Source organism: Streptomyces sp. NBC_00019 (assembly GCF_045041015.1).
Classification (GTDB): domain Bacteria; phylum Actinomycetota; class Actinomycetes; order Streptomycetales; family Streptomycetaceae; genus Streptomyces.
The window spans coordinates 4,315,421-4,334,842 of sequence record NZ_CP108302.1 but is presented as its reverse complement, the minus strand read 5'-3'; the positions used below and the strand labels follow the sequence as shown (position 1 = coordinate 4,334,842).

The window sequence follows — 19,422 nt, the reverse complement described above, 5'->3', positions numbered from 1 at the left end:
AGAAGGGGGCCCGGTGGCCGCTCAGGCTCAACAGACTGCGGTCGACTCGATTCACGACTCGGTTCGGGATCGAGAGATCAGCGTCGAACAGGAACACCTTGACCGGGTGTACCGGCGTCTCGAGGAGAAGATCCACGAGGCGGAGTTCCTGATGAACGACGCGGCCAAGCGTGGCCAGGTCGGCACCCCCGGCGCACTCGCCGAGCGGGACGCGCAGGTTTTCCGGGCGGGGGTGCACCTCAACCGGCTCAACAACGAGTTCGAGGACTTCCTCTTCGGCCGGATCGATCTGCTCCTAGGCAAGGACGGCAAGAAGGGGCCCGACGGCGCCTACACCGCCGTGGAACCCGCCGACGGCGCGGTGCGGGACGACAACACCGCCGACATCGCCGAGACCCTGCACATCGGCCGGATCGGAGTCCTGGACTCCGAGTACGCGCCGCTCGTCATCGACTGGAGGGCCCCGGCCGCGGCGCCCTTCTACCGCTCCACCCCGGTCGACCCCGGCCGGGTGGTGCGCCGACGGGTCATCCGCTCCAAGGGTCGCCGCGTCCTCGGTGTCGAGGACGACCTCATGCGCCCCGAGCTCAAGGCCTTCCTCGACGGCCACGAGCTGGCCGTCATCGGCGACGGTGCCCTGATGGCCGCCCTCGGCCAGGCCCGCAGCCACACCATGCGGGACATCGTCGCCTCCATCCAGGCCGAGCAGGACCTGGTCATCCGGGCGCCCGCGGCCTCGGTGACCTACGTCGAGGGAGGCCCGGGGACGGGCAAGACGGCCGTGGCCCTGCACCGCGCCGCCTACCTGCTCTACCAGGACCGGCGCCGCTACTCCGGCGGCATCCTCATCGTCTCGCCGACCCCGCTCCTGGTGGCGTACACCGAGGGCGTGCTCCCCTCGCTGGGCGAGGAGGGACAGGTCGCCATCCGGGCGATCGGCTCGCTCGTCGACGGCGTGGAGGCCACGCTGTACGACTCTCCGTCCACGGCCCGCGCCAAGGGCTCGTACCGGATGCTCAAGGTGCTGCGGAAGGCGGCACGAGGGGCGCTGGAGGCAGGCTCGGGCAACAGCGCGTCCGCGGGCGGCCCGGCCGGGCAGCGCGGCCCCGGTGGCGCGGGCGGCTCCGGGAGGCGGCGCCGTCGCGGCGAGGCGGCCGGCCAGCTCTCCTTCGGCGCCGGTGACGCGGACCAGCTCACCTTCGGTGACGACGACACCCCCGACCGGGCCCCCGCGGGCCCGGCCTCCCGTCTGCGCGTGGTGGCCTTCGGGCGCCGCCTGGAGCTGGAGGCGCCGGAGCTGGAACGTATCCGCCACACCGCGCTCAGCGGCACCGCCCCCGTGAACCTGCTGCGCCCACGGGCCCGCAGGCTCCTCCTGGACGCCCTGTGGGCCCGCTCCGGCGCCGGCGGCCGGCACACCGACCCGGAGCTCGCCGCCGAGCTGCGCTCCTCCTTCGACGAGGACGTCAGCACCGAGGACAGCTTCATCGACTTCCTGAACGCCTGGTGGCCGGAGCTCACCCCGAAGGCCGTCCTCACCGCCATGGCCGACGAGCGCCGCCTGGGCCGCTGGGCGCGCCGGATCCTCAACCCCGGCGAGGTCCGCAAGGTCGCCCGTTCGCTGCGGCGGGACGGGTACTCCGTGCACGACATCGCCATGCTCGACGAGCTCCAGGCGATCCTCGGCACCCCGGCCCGCCCCAGGAAGAGGCGCGACCTGGACCCGCTCGACCAGCTGACCGGCCTGGAGGAGCTGATGCCGGTCCGCGAGGAGACCCAGCGCGAACGCGCCGAGCGGCTCGCCGAGGAGCGCACCGAGTACGCCCACGTCATCGTCGACGAGGCCCAGGACCTCACGCCGATGCAGTGGCGCATGGTCGGCCGCCGTGGCCGGCACGCCACCTGGACGGTCGTCGGCGACCCGGCCCAGTCCTCCTGGTCCGACCCCGACGAGGCCGCCGAGGCCAGGGACGAGGCCCTGGGCACGCGTCCGCGGCGGCGCTTCCAGCTCACCGTGAACTACCGCAACCCCTCGGAGATCGCCGAGCTCGCCTCCAGGGTGCTGGCCCTCGCGATGCCCGGCTCCGAGTCCCCGAGGGCCGTACGGTCCACCGGCGTCGAACCCCGCTTCGCCGTCGTACGGGAATCCCTCGCGAGCGCCGTCCGCGAGGAGGCCGCCCGTCTCCTCGACCGGGTCGACGGCACGATCGGCGTAGTCGTCGCCATGCAGCGCCGCGAGGAGGCCGTCCGCTGGCTCGCCGGGCTCGGCGACCGGGTGGTGGCCCTGGGCAGCCTGGAGGCCAAGGGTCTGGAGTACGACGCGACGGTCGTCGTCTCCCCGGCCGAGATCGCCGACGAGTCCCCGGCCGGCCTGCGGGTGCTGTACGTGGCCCTCACCCGGGCGACCCAGCAGCTGACGGTCGTGTCGGGCGAGCGCGACCAGCCCGACGCGACCGGGGTGCCCGACCTTCTCAGAGATTGATCGATATGAACTGTCGAGACGGGAATGGCCTTACGGGATCTGTTTGTTAGCCTGGGTGTGACACCGGCCCGATCCAAGCCCCCGGGCCCAACCTTCGTCCCTCAGAGGGACCACTTGCCGCGAGGCGAGCATGGCGGGTCGGTGTCACTGACTGCGAGAGAGGCCCACGTCCACGGACGTGGGCCTCTCTCGTTGTGAACAAAACGTTCGCAATCCAACGCGGCTACCGCCTACTCGACAGTAGGTGCGACGATCGGACGGCATACAGCATCAAAGGTGAAAGCAGAGGAAGTCGGCCATGGCAACGGCGCCCAGCGTCTCCTACTCGATCACGGTCCGTCTGGAGGTGCCCGCGAGCGGAACCGCGGTCTCCCAGATCACCACGGCCGTGGAGTCCCACGGAGGCTCGGTGACCGGCCTCGACGTGACCGCTTCCGGCCACGAGAAGCTCCGCATCGACGTCACCATCGCGGCGACCTCCACGGCCCACGCCGAGGAGATCGTCGAGCAGCTGCGCGGCATCGAGGACGTCACGCTCGGCAAGGTCTCCGACCGTACGTTCCTGATGCACCTCGGCGGCAAGATCGAGATGCAGTCCAAGCATCCCATCCGCAACCGTGACGACCTGTCCATGATCTACACCCCGGGCGTCGCCCGCGTGTGCATGGCGATCGCCGAGAACCCCGAGGACGCGCGCCGCCTCACCATCAAGCGCAACACCGTCGCGGTCGTGACGGACGGCTCGGCGGTCCTGGGTCTGGGCAACATCGGGCCGATGGCCGCCATGCCGGTCATGGAGGGCAAGGCGGCCCTGTTCAAGCGCTTCGCCGACATCGACGCCTGGCCGCTGTGCCTGGACACCCAGGACACCGACGAGATCGTCGCGATCGTCAAGGCGATCGCCCCGGGCTTCGCCGGCATCAACCTCGAGGACATCTCCGCGCCCCGCTGCTTCGAGATCGAGGCCCGGCTGCGCGAGGCCCTCGACATCCCCGTCTTCCACGACGACCAGCACGGCACCGCGATCGTCGTCCTCGCCGCGCTGAAGAACGCGCTGCGGGTCACCGGCAAGGCGATCGAGAACATTCGCGTCGTCATGTCCGGTGCGGGCGCGGCCGGTACGGCCATCCTCAAGCTGCTGATCGCCGCGGGTGTCAAGAACGCCGTCGTCGCCGACATCCATGGCGTCGTGCACGCGGGCCGCGAGGACCTGGTGTCCGCCGCCGCGGACTCGCCGCTGCGCTGGATCGCCGACAACACCAACCCCGAGAGCCTGACGGGCACGCTGAAGGAGGCCGTGCGCGGCGCGGACGTCTTCATCGGCGTCTCCGCCCCGAACGTCCTGGACGGCGACGACGTGGCCGCCATGGCAGAGGGCGCCATCGTGTTCGCGCTCGCGAACCCCGACCCCGAGGTGGACCCGGCGATCGCCCGCCAGACGGCGGCGGTCGTGGCCACCGGCCGCTCCGACTTCCCGAACCAGATCAACAACGTGCTGGTCTTCCCGGGTGTCTTCCGCGGTCTGCTGGACGCGCAGTCCCGCACGGTGAACACGGACATGATGCTGGCCGCCGCGACCGCCCTGTCGGACGTGGTGACCGAGGACGAGCTGAACCCGAACTACATCATCCCCAGCGTCTTCAACGACAAGGTCGCGGGCGCGGTCGCCGGAGCGGTTCGCGAGGCGGCGAAGGCGGCGGCGTCCTCGTAGGACGATGTGCGCGGGCTGTGAGGATCACCACGGCAAGGCCTTGCATCGGCGCGTCGTGGAACCCGGGGCTCCTGGCCGACGTTTATCGTGTCGGCCAGGCTCGGGGCCTCTCTTCGTGTGACACCCAAGGGTGTTCTCACGATTCCTACGGGTGCCGGATTGGCTTTCGCGCCGCAGGTGGGGGCAGGATGCGTCTCTGGGCGCGAGGGTCTGACGACGGACCCGGGTCCGGGGCCTTACCGAGAACCCTGGCAGCATCGGCATCGCTGTGCCGAATGTGCGGCTACGCCGCGTGGCACGCCCCAACGGCAAAAGAACACGGGAGTAACAACATGAACCGCAGTGAGCTGGTGGCCGCCCTGGCCGACCGCGCCGAGGTGACCCGCAAGGACGCCGACGCCGTGCTGGCCGCGTTCGCCGAGACCGTCGGCGAGATCGTCGCCAAGGGCGACGAGAAGGTCACCATCCCCGGCTTCCTGACCTTCGAGCGCACCCACCGTGCCGCTCGCACCGCGCGCAACCCGCAGACCGGCGACCCGATCCAGATCCCCGCCGGTTACAGCGTCAAGGTCTCCGCGGGCAGCAAGCTCAAGGAAGCCGCCAAGGGCAAGTAAGGCCTGACGGTACGTCCGGTACGACGTACGAGGCAGTTAACGCCAATGGGGCGGCCCCTTTTCCAGGGGGCCGCCCCATCGTCGTACTCAGCCACTGGGCTACCCGAGCGCCTTGCCCGGCAGTTCGACCTTCGCGCCCAGCTCGACCAACTTCTCCATGAAGTTCTCGTAGCCGCGGTTGATGAGGTCGATGCCGTGGACCCGCGAGGTCCCCTGGGCCGCGAGGGCGGCGATCAGGTAGGAGAAGCCGCCGCGGAGGTCGGGGATGACCAGGTCGGCGCCCTGGAGCTTCGTCGGGCCCGACACCACGGCCGAGTGGAGGAAGTTGCGCTGGCCGAAGCGGCAGTCGCTGCCGCCCAGGCACTCGCGGTACAGCTGGATGTGAGCACCCATCTGGTTGAGCGCGGAGGTGAATCCGAGGCGGGACTCGTAGACCGTCTCGTGGATGATCGACAGGCCCGTGGCCTGGGTGAGCGCCACGACCAGCGGCTGCTGCCAGTCCGTCTGGAAGCCCGGGTGCACGTCGGTCTCGAGCGCGATGGACTTCAACTGGCCACCGGGGTGCCAGAAGCGGATCCCCTCGTCGTCGATCTCGAAGGCGCCGCCCACCTTCCGGTAGGTGTTCAGGAACGTCATCATCGAGCGCTGCTGGGCGCCGCGGACGTAGATGTTGCCTTCGGTCGCCAGCGCCGCGGAAGCCCACGAGGCGGCCTCCAGGCGGTCCGGAAGGGCGGCGTGGTTGTAGCCGCCGAGCTGGTCCACACCGGTGACACGGATCGTGCGGTCGGTGTCCATCGCGATGATGGCGCCCATCTTCTGCAGAACGCAGATGAGGTCCTCGATCTCCGGCTCCACCGCGGCGTTGGAGAGCTCGGTGACACCCTCGGCGAGGACCGCGGTGAGCAGCACCTGCTCGGTCGCGCCCACGGACGGGTACGGCAGCCGGATCTTCGTACCGCGCAGGCGCCGCGGCGCTTCCAGGAACTGCCCGTCCGCCCGCTTCTCGATCGTCGCGCCGAACTGCCGCAGCACCTCGAAGTGGAAGTCGATGGGCCGGCCGCCGATGTCGCAGCCGCCGAGACCGGGGATGAAGGCGTGCCCGAGGCGGTGCAGCAGCGGGCCGCACAGCAGGATCGGGATACGGCTGGAACCCGCGTGGGCATCGATGTCAGCGACGTTCGCGCTCTCGACATGCGTGGGGTCCATCACCAGCTCGCCCGGCTCCTCACCCGGACGGACCGTCACCCCGTGCAGTTGCAGGAGACCGCGTACGACCCGCACGTCACGGATGTCCGGAACGTTGCGCAGTCGACTCGGTCCGCTGCCCAGCAGGGCGGCGACCATGGCCTTCGGTACGAGGTTCTTCGCACCGCGAACACGGATCTCGCCCTCCAGCGGGGTGCCGCCGTGGACAAGCAGTACATCGTCAGAGCCGTTGACGGTCATGTATCTCGCGTTCCGATTGGTGGGGCAGGTGGCCAGAAGGGAAAGGGTAATCGCCGCCCACCCCCCTTCCGTAAGCCCAAGTGCCGCCCAGCTACGTCATAGCTGTGTCACAACACGTGCCGTGCGTTCCCGGGCACATGGGGTCACGGGGGCAGTTGTGCGCGTGGGGCGCGTGGTTGCGCTCTGAGCTGCATTCACGGCCGTACCGGCATTGCCTCCCCGCTCGCGGGGAAGATGCGGGATCATGTCTGGCATGACCGAGGTGTCCTCGCTCACAGGGCGGTTGCTCGTGGCAACGCCCGCCCTGGCGGACCCGAACTTCGACCGTGCGGTGGTGCTCCTTCTCGACCACGACGAGGAGGGCTCCCTCGGTGTCGTCCTCAACCGGCCCACCCCGGTGGACGTGGGCGACATCCTGGAGGGCTGGGCGGACCTCACAGGTGAGCCCGGCGTCGTCTTCCAGGGCGGCCCGGTCTCCCTCGACTCCGCGCTCGGCGTGGCCGTCATCCCGGGCGGCGCGTCCAGCGAGCGCGCCCCGCTGGGCTGGCGCCGGGTGCACGGCGCGATCGGTCTGGTCGACCTGGAGGCACCACCGGAACTTCTCGCCTCGGCCCTCGGGTCGCTGAGGATCTTCGCCGGGTACGCCGGCTGGGGGCCCGGCCAGCTGGAGGACGAGCTGGTCGAGGGTGCCTGGTACGTCGTCGAGTCCGAACCCGGCGACGTCTCCTCCCCGTCCCCGGAAAGACTCTGGCGCGAGGTTCTGCGCCGCCAGCGCAACGAGCTGGCGATGGTGGCCACGTATCCGGACGACCCTTCGCTCAACTGATGTCTGTGAGCTTCAGTACGCTTGCCTTTATGAGCACTCTTGAGCCTGAGACCCAGCCGCAGCGCGGGACTGGTACGGGGACCCTCGTAGAGCCGACGCCGCAGGTGTCCCATGGTGACGGTGACCACGAGCGCTTCGCCCACTATGTCCAGAAGGACAAGATCATGGCGAGCGCCCTCGACGGGACCCCCGTCGTGGCGCTGTGCGGCAAGGTCTGGGTGCCGGGCCGCGACCCGAAGAAGTACCCCGTGTGTCCCATGTGCAAGGAGATCTACGAGTCCATGGGTGCCGGCGGGGACGGCGACGGCAAGGGCGGCGGCGACAAGTAGGCCCGCTGTCGGGCCCGCTGCCTGACTGAGCTTCGCGAGGCCCCCGGGGCGCGTTTCGGCGCGCTCCGGGGGCCTTTCGCATGCCCTTGCATGTCACGAAGTGGTTGAGACCTCTTGTGGGCATGTTCATGTAGTCCCTAGCCTCCGTTGTGCAGAGCGAAACTGTCATTGCATATGTTGCAACGCATGCTCGGAGGCCCCACTCCATGAAGCGCTCCCCCCGATCCCCCCGCCTGGCCGTCCTGCTCACGGCCCTCGTCGTCACCGCCTGCGCCCCGCAGACCTCCACCAACTCCTCCTCCGGCAAGGACGAGAAGACCGGCACCCTGCGCGTCTGGCTCTTCCAGGAGGTCGGCAACAAGCCCAAGGAGAAGGTCGTCGACTCGGTCGTGACCGCCTTCCAGAAGGCCCACAAGGACACGAAGGTCGACGTCGAGTACATCCCGATCGACACCCGCGCCCAGCGCGTCAAGGCCGCCTTCAACGACCCGAAGTCCGCGCCCGACGTCATGGAGTACGGCAACACCGACACCGCCGGCTATGTGAAGGACGGCGGACTCCTCGACGTCACGAAGGAGTTCGGCGCCTGGAGCGAGGCGAAGGACACCGACCCGACGGCGAAGCAGTCGGTCACGGTGGACGGCAAGGTGTACGGGGCGCCGTTCTACGTCGGCGTGCGCGCCCTGTACTACCGCACGGACGTGTTCAAGGAGCTCGGCCTCGACGTGCCGAAGTCGATGGCCGAGCTGGCTTCCACGGCCCGCAGGATCCGTGCCGCCGAGCCCGAGTTGTACGGCCTGGTCGTCGGCGGCGCCTACACCTACGGCGCGATGCCGTTCGTGTGGGCCAACGGCGGCGAACTCGCCACCGGCACGGCGGGCTCGTACACCTCCGCGATCGACAGCGCGGCGGCCCAGAAGGGCATCAAGGCGTACACGTCCCTGTTCTCGGACGACAACTGTCCCGCCGCCAAGTGCGCGGGCTTCGGCGGCAACGACACGATCACCGCGTTCGCGGCCGGCAAGGCGGGCATGGCGATCGGCGGCGACTTCAGCCACACGGCGGTCGAGGCGGGGAAGGTCAAGGGCAAGTACGCGGTCGTCCCGCTGCCGGGGGTCGCGTCCGGCTCGATCGCCCCCGCCTTCGCGGGCGGCAACAACATCGGCGTACTGAAGAGCACGTCGCATCGGACGCTGGCCGTCGAGCTGATGGAGCAGCTGTCGTCGAAGAAGACGCAGGCCTCGATGTTCGACGCGATGGGCTTTCTGCCGACGTTCACCGATGTACGGCAGCAGGTGGCGGCGGAGGAGCCGTATGTGAAGCCGTTCGCGCGGACGCTGGGGGCGGGGACGAAGTTCGTGCCGGCGTCGCCGGGGTGGTCGCAGATCGACTCGTCGCTGGTGCTGCCGACGATGTTGCAGGAGGTCATCAGCGGTAAGAAGGGTGTGGCCGCGGCTTCGAAGGATGCGGCCGTGAAGATGGACGAGGCGTTTGGCTCCGCCGGGTGAGCGCCACGCCTACGAGCTCGGGGGCTGCGGAGCGCTTGCGGGTGCGGGAGGGTCGTGGCTGGTCGCGCCCACGCGGCGGTAGCCGCAAATTCGACACAGCCCCGCGCCCCTGGGTGGGTGGGGGTTCGCGGCGTCAGAAGGGTCCCTGGCTCTATCTTGCTCCCGCTCTCATCGTTCTCGGCTCGCTGCTTGTCTATCCCATCTATCAGCTCGGGCTGATCTCCCTCTTCCAGTACACCCAAGCCCAGGTCAGCGGTGGTGAACCCACTACCTTCGAAGGGTTCGGCAACTACGCGGAGGTCTTCGGCGACTCGCAGTTCTGGCAGGTGCTGCTCGCCACCGTCGTCTTCGCCGCGGCCTGTGTCGTGTCCACGCTTGGCGTCGGGTGTGCCCTCGCCGTGCTGCTCACGCGGGTGCGGGCCGTGCCGCGGCTGGCGTTGATGCTGGCCGCGTTGGGGGCGTGGGCGACCCCGGCCGTCACGGGGTCGACGGTGTGGCTGTTCCTGTTCGACGCGGACTTCGGGCCGGTGAACCGGGTCCTGGGCCTCGGTGACCACTCGTGGACGTACGGACGCTTCAGTGCCTTCTTCCTCGTACTGCTCGAAGTGGTGTGGTGCTCCTTCCCGTTCGTGATGGTCACGGTCTACGCCGGTATCCGCGCCGTCCCGGGCGAGGTGCTGGAGGCCGCGGCCCTCGACGGTGCCTCGCACTGGCGGATCTGGCGGTCCGTGCTGGCGCCGATGCTGCGGCCGATCCTGGTGGTCGTCACCATCCAGTCGGTCATCTGGGACTTCAAGGTCTTCACACAGATCTACGTCATGACGAACGGCGGCGGCATCGCGGGCCAGAACCTCGTCCTGAACGTCTACGCCTACCAGCAGGCGTTCGCCTCCTCGCAGTACGGTCTCGGCTCGGCGATCGGGATCGTGATGCTGCTGATCCTGCTCGCTGTGACGCTGGTGTATCTGCGACTGCTCCGCAGGCAGGGGGAGGAACTGTGAATCTTGTACGAGCCGGAGCGCGGCCTTTTGTGAGGCGTCCGTGGCGGTTGGCCGCCGAGGCGTCCGCGCTGCTGATCGCGGTGGTCGTCGCCTTCCCCCTCTACTGGATGGTACTGAGCGCCTTCAAGCCGGCCGGGGAGATCGAGTCGACCGAGCCGCGGCCCTGGACGCTTTCGCCCTCCCTGGATTCCTTCCGGCGCGTGTTCGGCCAGCAGGATTTCGGTCGGTATTTCGTCAACAGCCTTGTCGTGGCGTGCACCGTGGTGATCGCCTCCGCACTGATCGCGTTTCTCGCGGCGACCGCGGTGACACGATTCCGCTTCCGCTTCCGGACCACGCTGCTGATCATGTTTCTCGTGGCGCAGATGGTGCCGGTGGAGGCACTCACCATCCCTCTCTTCTTCCTCATGCGGGACCTCGGTCAGCTGAACACGCTGGGGTCGCTGATCCTGCCGCACATCGCCTTCTCGCTGCCCTTCGCGATCTGGATGCTGCGGGGGTTCGTGAAAGCGGTGCCCGAGGCGCTGGAGGAGGCCGCGTACATCGACGGGGCGAGCCGGGCGCGATTCCTGTGGCAGATCCTTTTCCCGCTCGTGTTCCCCGGGTTGGTGGCCACGAGCGTGTTTTCCTTCATCTCGGCCTGGAACGACTTCCTGTTCGCCAAGTCGTTCATCATCAGCGACACGTCCCAGTCGACGCTGCCGATGGCCCTGCTGGTCTTCTACAAGCCGGACGAGCCGGACTGGGGTGGCGTGATGGCGGCCTCGACGGTGATGACGGTTCCGGTGCTGGTGTTCTTCGTACTCGTACAGCGACGGCTGGTCTCGGGGCTGGGCGGAGCGGTAAAGGACTGACGTGACTTCTGTGACGGATCTGATTCCCGAGCCCCGCGCCATCGAAGGGCCGATGCGCTGCGGTGTCCTGCTGGACGAGGGCACCACCCTGTGGGCCGGACCGGGCACCGGCACCACGGAGCGCTGGCTGCGCTCCACGCTCGGCCCGGCGCTGGGCCTGCCGCTGCGGCCGGGGCCGCAGGACGCCCGTGACTCCGTACGGCTGTGCGTCGACGACAGCCTGGAGCCGGAGGCGTACAAGCTCTCCGTCATCGCTGACTGGGGCGTCGAGATCCGGGGCGGCGACGCGGCCGGCGTCTTCTGGGGTGCCCAGACACTGCGTCAGCTCCTCGGCCCCGAAGCCTTCCGCAAGGCCCCCGTCCGACCGGACATCAAGCGTGGAATCCCGCATCAGATCATCGAGGACGGCCCCCGCTTCCGCTGGCGCGGCCTCATGCTCGACGTCGCCCGGCACTTCATGCCCAAGGACGGTGTCCTGCGCTACCTCGACCTGATGGCCGCCCACAAACTCAACGTCTTCCACTTCCACTTGACGGACGACCAGGGCTGGCGGATCGAGATCGAGAGGTACCCCCGGCTGACCGAGGTCGGCTCATGGCGGGCGCGTACCAAATTCGGCCACCGGGCCTCGCCGTTGTGGGAGGAGAAGCCGCACGGTGGCTACTACACGCAGGACGACATCCGGGAGATCGTGGCCTACGCCGCCGAGCGGCATATCACCGTCGTCCCCGAAATCGACGTACCGGGACACTCGCAGGCGGCCATCGCCGCGTATCCGGAACTCGGCAACACCGACACCTCCCTCTCCGTCTGGGACACCTGGGGTATCTCTCCGAACGTACTCGCCCCCACTGACAACACCCTGCGCTTCTACGAGGGCGTCTTCGAGGAACTCCTGGAACTGTTCCCGAGTGAGTTCATTCACGTCGGCGGCGACGAATGCCTCAAGGACCAGTGGCGGGCCTCACCCACCGCACAGGCCCGGATCAAGGAACTCGGGGTCGGCGACGAGGACGGGCTGCAGTCGTGGTTCATCGGTCACTTCGACAAGTGGCTCTCCGCGCACGGCCGTCGGCTCATCGGCTGGGACGAGATCCTGGAGGGCGGTCTCGCCCGGGGCGCGGCCGTGTCCTCGTGGCGCGGATACGAGGGTGGCATCACGGCCGCGCGCGCGGGCCACGACGTCGTCATGTGTCCTGAGCAGCAGGTGTACTTGGACCACCGTCAGCACGAGGGCGCGGACGAGCCGGTCCCCATCGGTTACGTCCGCACGCTGGAGGACGTGTATCGCTTCGAACCCGTTCCACCCGAGCTGACCTCGACGGAGGCGGCGCATGTCCTCGGCACGCAGGCCAACCTGTGGACCGAGGTGATGGAGGACCAGGCGCGCGTGGACTACCAGGCGTTTCCCAGGCTTTCGGCCTTCGCCGAGGTCGCCTGGAGCGATCTGCCCGCACCGGCCGAGCGTGACTTCGACGGCTTCGAGCGGCGAATGGTCCGGCACTACGAGCGACTTGACGCCCTGGGCGTCTCCTACCGGCCGCCCGCCGGACCGCTGCCCTGGCAGCGGCGCCCAGGAGTGCTCGGCCGCCCGATCGAGGGACCGCCACCGAACCGGTAGGTCTCCCGAACAGGTTACGGATAAAGCCCGCAAGCATCACCGAAGAGTGTCAATCCGTACGCACCGGTGATGCCGTACGAAAACGGACCATCTCCCCGACGACGTGGGCGAATGCCTCCTAGCGGACCCCTGTCTTCGGCCCCGGCGAAGATGTGCCAGAGTTGCCACGTCCGCCCTGTCAGCACGTACCGTACGGCAGCAACAGGTGGGACCAGCTGGGACCAGGTGGGGCAGCGGGAAGGGGCAGCCGGTTTGACCACGCACGCACCGCAGGCGGCGCAGGCCGTCACGCTGCCCACGACGCTGGACGAGGCAGTGACGGCCCTCACCGCCATGCCCGCAGCCGTGCCCGTCGCGGGCGGCACCGACCTCATGGCCGCCGTCAACTCCGGCCAGCTCAGGCCCGCCGCCCTGGTGGGCCTCGGCCGCATCAGCGAGATCCGTGGCTGGCAGTACCAGGACGGACACGCCCTGCTCGGCGCCGGACTCACCCACGCGCGGATGGGCCGGCCCGACTTCGCCGCCCTCATCCCGGCGCTCGCCGCCTCGGCACGCGCGGCGGGCCCGCCGCAGATCCGCAACGCGGGCACCCTGGGCGGCAACATCGCCACGGCGTCCCCGACCGGCGACGCGCTCCCGGTCCTCGCCGCTCTCGAGGCGACGCTGATCATCGCGGGCCCGGGCGGAGCCCGCCGGGAGATCCCGGTGTCGCATCTGCTCGCGGGCATGGAGATGCTGCGCGCCGGCGAACTCATCGGCTTCGTGCGCGTGCCGCTGCTGCACGCGCCGCAGGTCTTCCTCAAGGCCACCGGCCGCACCGGCCCCGGACGGGCGATGGCCTCCGTCGCGCTCGTCCTCGACCCCGCCCGGCGCGGAGTGCGGTGCGCCGTCGGAGCCATAGCGCCGATGCCGCTGCGGCCCCTGGACGCCGAGCTGTGGGTCGGCCGGCTGATCGACTGGGACAACAACCGCGCGCTCGTCCCGGAGGCGCTGCAGGCCTTCGGCGAGTACGTCGCCGCGGCCTGCATCCCCGACCCGGCCCCGGAGGGGGACGGCTCCGTGTCACAGCTTCCGCCCGGCGTACTGCATCTGCGGCGCACCGTCGCCGCGCTGGCCCGACGAGCACTGGGGAGGGCGCTGTCGTGACCGACGACCGGCACGGAGAGGCCACGCCCCAGAGCGGCGGCCGCTGGGACCCGCTGCCCCAGGGCGACTACGACGACGGCGCGACCGCCTTCGTGAAGCTCCCCGAGGGCGGCATCGAGGCCCTGCTGGCCTCCGACACTCCGCTCGCCGCGCCCGGCCACGGCTATGTGCCGCCGCAGATAACGGTGGCCCCCGACGGTGCCGCCGGCACCGACCCGGCGGCCACCGGCACCTGGGCCGTGCCCGCCGACGGAACCCAGTGGCCCGACCCGAACGCCTTGCCGCAAAGCGGCGTGGACGACCGGTTCACGTACAACCCGGGCGCGACCGGGCAGTGGAACTTCCAGGAGCACACGGAGGCCTCGGAGATCGCTCCCGCGCCGGGTCACGATGTGACCGGGCAGTGGTCGATCCCCGTCGCCGGCGGCGACCTTCCGGACGAATCGGGCGAGTTCACCACGTCGTCCCTGGTCGAGCAGTGGGGCGGCACACCGCCGGCCACACTGCCCGGCGGCGCGTCCGCGCCGTGGGCGGCGCCGACGGGACAGCCGTGGGACTCCGAGCCGCCGGTCGACGAGCACGCGCACGTGCCGACCGCCGCGCACACCGGCGGCCACGCGGTCGCCGACACTCCGGACCACGCCGTGCCGGACGCCCACGCACGCGTGGAGACGTCCGCCGCACACGCCCCTGCCGAGCCCTCCGTGGACACCCCCGCCCCCGTCGCCTCACGGCCCGCTCAAGGCCCCGGTGAAGCCGCGGCGGCAGCCGATGTGTCCGAAGACGCCCGAGAGGCCGTGGAGACCGCTGAGACGGCCGCCGAGCCGCACGCGGAGCACACCCCGGCCGACGGCGACGACGAAGCCGGGACGCGGACCGCGGAAGAGCACACCGCCGACCCCGAGACCGCCGACGAGTCCGCCGCCACCCCGGACGAGCCCGCGCCCGTGCCCTCCGGCGAGGAACACCCCCTCGCCTCCTACGTCCTGCGCGTCAACGGCGTCGAACGCCCCGTCGCCGACGCCTGGATCGGTGAGTCGCTGCTCTACGTGCTGCGCGAGCGCCTCGGCCTCGCGGGCGCCAAGGACGGCTGCTCGCAGGGCGAGTGCGGGGCGTGCAACGTCCAGGTCGACGGACGCCTCGTCGCCTCCTGCCTGGTGCCCGGCGTCACCGCCGCCGGCAGCGAGGTCCGTACCGTCGAGGGCCTCGCCGAGGACGGGCGGCCCTCCGACGTGCAGCGCGCGCTCGCCAAGTGCGGCGCGGTGCAGTGCGGGTTCTGCGTGCCCGGCATGGCGATGACCGTGCACGACCTCCTGGAGGGCAACCCGGCGCCGTCCGAGCTGGAGACCCGCCAGGCACTGTGCGGCAACCTGTGCCGCTGCTCCGGCTACCGGGGCGTCGTGGACGCCGTCCAGGCGGTCGTCGCGGAACGCGAGGCGCACGCCGCGGCGGAATCTGAGTCGGACACGGACGAGGCACGTATCCCGCATCAGGCGGGCCCCGGAGCCGGCGGCGTCAACCCGTCGGCCTTCGAGCCGCGCCGTGACCAGGCATACGGACAGGACGGAGGCCAGGCGTGAGCAACGAAGCCGCCATCGCGACCACCCCCGCGGAGGCAGCCCCCGCCCCCGAGCCGATCCCGCACGGCATCGGCGTCTCCCTGCCGACCGCCGACGCCCGTGCCAAGACCGAGGGCACCTTCCCCTACGCGGCCGACCTGTGGGCCGAGGGCCTGCTGTGGGCGGCCGTGCTGCGCTCACCGCACGCACACGCGCGCATCGTGTCCATCGACACGTCCCACGCGCGCGAGATGCCCGGCGTACGCGCCGTCGTCACGCACGAGGACGTGCCCGGCAGCCCGGTCTACGGCCGTGGCAAGGCCGACCGCCCGGTCTTCGCCTCCGAGGTCGTACGCCACCACGGCGAGCCCATCGCGGCCGTCGCCGCCGACCACCCCGACACCGCGCGGATGGCCGCCGCGGCCGTCATCGTCGAGTACGAGGTGCTCGACCCGGTGACCGACCCGGAGCAGGCCTTCGAGGCCGAGCCGCTGCACGCCGACGGCAACCTGATCCGGCACATCCCGCTGCACCACGGCGACCCGTCCGTGAGCGGCGAGATCGTCGTCGAGGGCCAGTACCGCATCGGCCGCCAGGACCCGGCCCCCATCGGCGCCGAGGCCGGCCTCGCCGTGCCGCGTCCCGACGGCGGCGTCGAGCTGTACCTGGCCTCCACCGACCCGCACACCGACCGGGACACCGCCGCCGCCTGCTACGGCCTGGAACCCGAGCGCGTCAAGATCGTCGTCACCGGTGTCCCCGGCGCCACCGCCGACCGCGAGGACCAGGGCGTCCAGCTCCCGCTCGGCCTGCTGGCGTTCAAGACCGGCTGCCCGGTCAAACTCACCGCCACGCGCGAGGAGTCCTTCCTCGGCCACGTGCACCGCCACCCGACGCTCCTCAGGTACCGCCACCACGCGGACGCCGAGGGCAGGCTGGTGAAGGTCGAGGCACAGATCCTGCTCGACGCGGGCGCCTACGCCGACACCTCCGCCGAGGCCCTCGCGGCCGCCGTGGGCTTCGCCTGCGGCCCGTACGTCGTCCCGAACGCCTTCATCGAGGGCTGGGCCGTACGCACCAACAACCCGCCCTCCGGCCATGTACGCGGCGAGGGCGCCATGCAGGTCTGCGCCGCCTACGAGGCGCAGATGGACAAGCTGGCCAAGAAGCTCGGCGTCGACCCGGCGGAACTGCGCCTGCGCAACGCGCTCGCCACCGGCGACGTGCTCCCGACCGGCCAGACGGTGACCTGCCCGGCGCCGGTCGCCGAACTTCTGCAGGCCGTACGGGACTTCCCGCTGCCCGCGCTGCCCAAGGACACCCCCGAGGACGAGTGGCTGCTGCCCGGCGGCCCCGAGGGCGCGGGCGAGCCGGACGCGATCCGACGCGGCGTGGGCTACGGCCTCGGCATGGTGCACATGCTCGGCGCGGAGGGCGCCGACGAGGTCTCCACCGCCACGGTGAAGGTCCACGACGGTGTGGCCACGGTCCTGTGCGCGGCCGTCGAGTCCGGCCAGGGCTTCACGACGCTGGCCCGCCAGATCGTCCAGGAGACCCTCGGTATCGACGAGGTGCACGTCGCGCCCGTGGACACCGACCAGCCCCCGGCGGGCCCGGGCTGCCGGGGCCGCCACACCTGGGTCTCGGGCGGCGCGGTGGAACGGGCCGCGAAGATGGTCCGTACGCAACTGCTCCAGCCGCTGGCGCACAAGTTCGGGATGTCCACCGAACTGCTCCAGATCACCGACGGCAAGATCACCTCGTACGACGGCGTCCTGTCGACCACCGTCACCGAGGCGATGGACGGCAAGGAACTGTGGGCGACGGCACAGTGCCGCCCGCACCCCACGGAACCCCTGAACGAGTCCGGCCAGGGCGACGCCTTCGTGGGCATGGCCTTCTGCGCGATCCGCGCGGTGGTGGACGTCGACATCGAGCTCGGCTCGGTCCGGGTCGTCGAACTCGCCGTCGCCCAGGACGTGGGACGGATCCTGAACCCGGCCCAGCTCGCCGCGCGCATCGAGGCGGGCGTCACCCAGGGCGTGGGCATAGCGCTGACGGAGAACCTGCGCACCGCGCGCGGCCTGATCCGCCACCCCGACCTCACGGGCTACGCGCTGCCGACGGCCCTGGACGCGCCGGACATCCGGATCGTGAAGCTGGTCGAGGAGCGGGACGTGGTCGCGCCCTTCGGCGCCAAGGCGGCCAGCGCGGTGCCGGTGGTGACATCGCCGGCGGCCATCGCCTCCGCCGTACGGGCCGCCACCGGACGTCCGGTGAACCGGCTGCCGATCCGGCCGCAGGCCGCGGTGGTGACGACGCAGTGAGCCGGCAGGATCCGCAGCGGTACGAACCGGCGCCGGGCGTCGGGAAGTTGGTGCTGTGGATCCTGCTGTTCGCTCTTGCGGCTCTAGTGGTCGTGCTCGGCGGCGTGTATCTGACTTGAACCCTCCCCAGCCGAAGCAGGGGGATTCCTGGCTCAGGAAGCCCCACAGGTCTGCGGCCTAAAAGGTCTTACTCCATCAACACCAGCCGGGACGGAACCTGCGCGGTTTATGAGCAAAGCTCGGATATGCCGTCTTGGTTCTCGATCGGCACGGTGTGCACGCTTGGTTCTCGCAACGCACGATTGGGAGCTTACCCGGTCGTATGGCGGTCTTGCGCCCGGAAAGCGAAACCCCGTTCCCTGCCCTGGGACGCGGTGTTGGGTTTCTGGCTGTCGGCGTACGCACGCCTGATCCGCACCCGCCCGCTGTACGTCGTCGTCCTCGCGCCGGGCCCCGAGACCGTGGCCGCCCGGGAGGCCGGGCGGGGCAAGACGGGGTACGGGGCGCACTGGTCGGTCGCGGAGCTGGACCGGGTGCTGCGGGCCGAGACGCCGCGGATCGGTCTGTGGCTGGACACCTCGGAGCTGTCGGTGGGGGAGACGGTGGAGGCGATTCTGGCGCAGAGGCAACGCGCGAGGGTCGCCTGACGTCTTCTGAGCCAAGGGGCGTTGTCAGTGGTGCCGCGTAGTGTTCCTGTCAGTGGGGAACGGCGGCGAGACCTGCACTGCTCGGCCCGTCCTGCCCTGCTCGGGGAACTGCCTGCGAACTGCCCCGGGACTGCCTGGGACTGCGAACTTGCACGCACGGGGGAACGATGAGCACGACCGCCACCGCGGTGATCACACTGACCGACGACGACCTGGAACGCTTCGTCACGCACGCCTCGACGCGCCGCTGGCTGGCGGGGCCCGGACTGCCTTCCGAGATCGGCCTGTTGAGCTTCACGGAGCTGGAGCGCGAGGGCCTGCGGACGGTGACCGACGCGACCGGCGACCCCGAGGGGCGGCTGGCCGCAGAGCTGCGGGACCAGCTGGTCATAGGCGGACTGCTCGACATCGAGGGCCAGGAGACGGAACCGGTCCTGCTCGACGGCGCCACGGGCGAGGTGTCCACGACCGACTTCTGGTACGACGCCCCGGAACTCATGGAGCGCCGCCCGCTGGCCCCCTCGCTGGAGAAGCTGGTGCGTTTCGCGACGGCGGCGGAGGAACTGGCCGAGCTGCGCGGACAGTTCGCCTCCTACGCCGGCCGCTTCGGACCGCAGGTGGCGGCGGAGGCCTCGCGTCAGCTGCTCGCGGTCTTCGAGGAGGGTGCGGACGGTGAGGTGCCGCCGTACTGGCGGATGGCGGCGCTGATCCGCCCACTGTCCCTCGCCGCGGGGCCGGGCACGCCGTCCGGGTCGGTCCTGGACCTTCCCGCCCGTCTCCTGGACCAGGAGTTCGGGCAGGGCGGCGTCTGGCGCTTCGAGGACGTCGACTTCCCCGCCACGCTCACCCACGAACCGACCCGCCGCTTCCTGCGCGACACCGGCCTGCCCGAGGACGCCGTCCTCTTCCAGCTGGACACGGACGTCCCGCTGCCGACCCTCGCCGAGCACCACGCCGACGCCCCCGGATCGGAACTCCCCGACGGGGCCGACCACTTGATCCGGCTCGGCTATCTCGTCGAGGACAACAGCCTGGTCCTCGACGGCAGGACGGGCGCGGTCCTGCACTGGAGCGAGCCCGAGGCCAGGCTCTACCCGCTCAACACCGACGTCTCCACGCTCGCGTTCACGCTCTGGCTGCTGCACCGCGAGCGCGCGATCGACGAGGACCTGGAACACGGGTTGTCCGAGGGGCCGTATGCCCAGCTGGCCGCCACCATGGTCCAGGTCCTGTCGGCCGTGGACCCGACCGGCGCCGTCACGGACGCCGGTTGGCACTACTGGACGGAGGCGTTCCAGGACGAGGCGGGCGGGGTGCTCTGCGCCGGCTGAAGCGCCGGGACCTCGCCGAC

16 protein-coding genes are annotated in these 19,422 nt (G+C 70.5%); 15 read left to right on the top strand and 1 reads right to left on the bottom strand.

Translation table 11 applies throughout. The annotated features are described in order from the left end of the window. Positions 1-13 precede the first annotated feature (13 nt). The 3 genes from OHU89_RS20375 to OHU89_RS20365 all read left to right on the top strand — a co-directional run bounded on the left by OHU89_RS20375 (position 14) and on the right by OHU89_RS20365 (position 4,807). Positions 14-2,482 (top strand): HelD family protein, encoded by a 2,469-nt coding sequence (locus tag OHU89_RS20375; RefSeq protein WP_405644792.1) that lies wholly within the window; start codon positions 14-16, stop codon positions 2,480-2,482. 298 nt (positions 2,483-2,780) lie between these two features. Then, positions 2,781-4,193 carry an NAD-dependent malic enzyme gene (locus OHU89_RS20370; RefSeq protein ID WP_365406670.1) on the top strand — a complete coding sequence of 471 codons (1,413 nt, stop codon included), beginning with the start codon at positions 2,781-2,783 and terminating at the stop codon, positions 4,191-4,193. A 332-nt stretch (positions 4,194-4,525) separates the two neighbouring features. Continuing rightward, entirely contained in the window at positions 4,526-4,807 is a 282-nt protein-coding gene (locus tag OHU89_RS20365) for an HU family DNA-binding protein (protein WP_007382399.1), read from the top strand. A gap of 99 nt (positions 4,808-4,906) precedes the next feature. On the opposite strand, the gene murA is transcribed toward OHU89_RS20365, so the two are convergent. After that, positions 4,907-6,253 (bottom strand): UDP-N-acetylglucosamine 1-carboxyvinyltransferase, encoded by a 1,347-nt coding sequence (murA, locus tag OHU89_RS20360; RefSeq protein ID WP_046258926.1) that lies wholly within the window; start codon positions 6,251-6,253, stop codon positions 4,907-4,909. A gap of 253 nt (positions 6,254-6,506) precedes the next feature. Between murA and OHU89_RS20355 the strand changes: the two genes are divergently transcribed. The 12 genes from OHU89_RS20355 (at position 6,507) to OHU89_RS20300 (ending at position 19,402) form a co-directional block, all read left to right on the top strand. Next, positions 6,507-7,079 (top strand): YqgE/AlgH family protein, encoded by a 573-nt coding sequence (locus tag OHU89_RS20355; protein WP_405644789.1) that lies wholly within the window; start codon positions 6,507-6,509, stop codon positions 7,077-7,079. 29 nt (positions 7,080-7,108) lie between these two features. Beyond that, on the top strand, positions 7,109-7,408 hold the full coding sequence (locus OHU89_RS20350; protein ID WP_046259009.1) for a DUF3039 domain-containing protein: 300 nt from the start codon (positions 7,109-7,111) through the stop codon (positions 7,406-7,408). Between the two features lie 206 nt (positions 7,409-7,614). Further along, complete coding sequence (locus OHU89_RS20345; protein ID WP_405644787.1) at positions 7,615-8,916, top strand: extracellular solute-binding protein; 1,302 nt, start codon at positions 7,615-7,617, stop codon at positions 8,914-8,916. Positions 8,917-8,951: 35 nt separating this feature from the next. Further along, positions 8,952-9,917 carry a carbohydrate ABC transporter permease gene (locus tag OHU89_RS20340; RefSeq protein ID WP_405654580.1) on the top strand — a complete coding sequence of 322 codons (966 nt, stop codon included), beginning with the start codon at positions 8,952-8,954 and terminating at the stop codon, positions 9,915-9,917. After that, positions 9,914-10,771, top strand: coding sequence for a carbohydrate ABC transporter permease (locus OHU89_RS20335; protein ID WP_405644785.1), 858 nt, complete (start codon positions 9,914-9,916; stop codon positions 10,769-10,771). The genes OHU89_RS20340 and OHU89_RS20335 overlap by 4 nt, the downstream gene beginning before the upstream one ends. A gap of 1 nt (position 10,772) precedes the next feature. Beyond that, complete coding sequence (locus OHU89_RS20330) at positions 10,773-12,392, top strand: beta-N-acetylhexosaminidase (RefSeq protein WP_405644783.1); 1,620 nt, start codon at positions 10,773-10,775, stop codon at positions 12,390-12,392. Positions 12,393-12,644: 252 nt separating this feature from the next. Next, positions 12,645-13,538 (top strand): FAD binding domain-containing protein, encoded by an 894-nt coding sequence (locus OHU89_RS20325; RefSeq protein WP_405644781.1) that lies wholly within the window; start codon positions 12,645-12,647, stop codon positions 13,536-13,538. After that, positions 13,535-15,118 (top strand): 2Fe-2S iron-sulfur cluster-binding protein, encoded by a 1,584-nt coding sequence (locus OHU89_RS20320; protein ID WP_405644779.1) that lies wholly within the window; start codon positions 13,535-13,537, stop codon positions 15,116-15,118. Before OHU89_RS20325 ends, OHU89_RS20320 begins: the two co-directional genes overlap by 4 nt. Beyond that, entirely contained in the window at positions 15,115-17,424 is a 2,310-nt protein-coding gene (locus OHU89_RS20315; RefSeq protein ID WP_405644777.1) for a xanthine dehydrogenase family protein molybdopterin-binding subunit, read from the top strand. The genes OHU89_RS20320 and OHU89_RS20315 overlap by 4 nt, the downstream gene beginning before the upstream one ends. Then, positions 17,421-17,543: a hypothetical protein gene (locus OHU89_RS20310; protein WP_405644776.1), complete on the top strand. Its 123-nt coding sequence runs from the start codon at positions 17,421-17,423 to the stop codon at positions 17,541-17,543. Before OHU89_RS20315 ends, OHU89_RS20310 begins: the two co-directional genes overlap by 4 nt. 255 nt (positions 17,544-17,798) lie before the next feature. After that, on the top strand, positions 17,799-18,071 hold the full coding sequence (locus OHU89_RS20305) for a hypothetical protein (RefSeq protein ID WP_405644774.1): 273 nt from the start codon (positions 17,799-17,801) through the stop codon (positions 18,069-18,071). A 167-nt stretch (positions 18,072-18,238) separates the two neighbouring features. Further along, entirely contained in the window at positions 18,239-19,402 is a 1,164-nt protein-coding gene (locus OHU89_RS20300; protein WP_405644772.1) for an SUKH-4 family immunity protein, read from the top strand. The last annotated feature ends 20 nt before the right edge of the window (positions 19,403-19,422 follow it).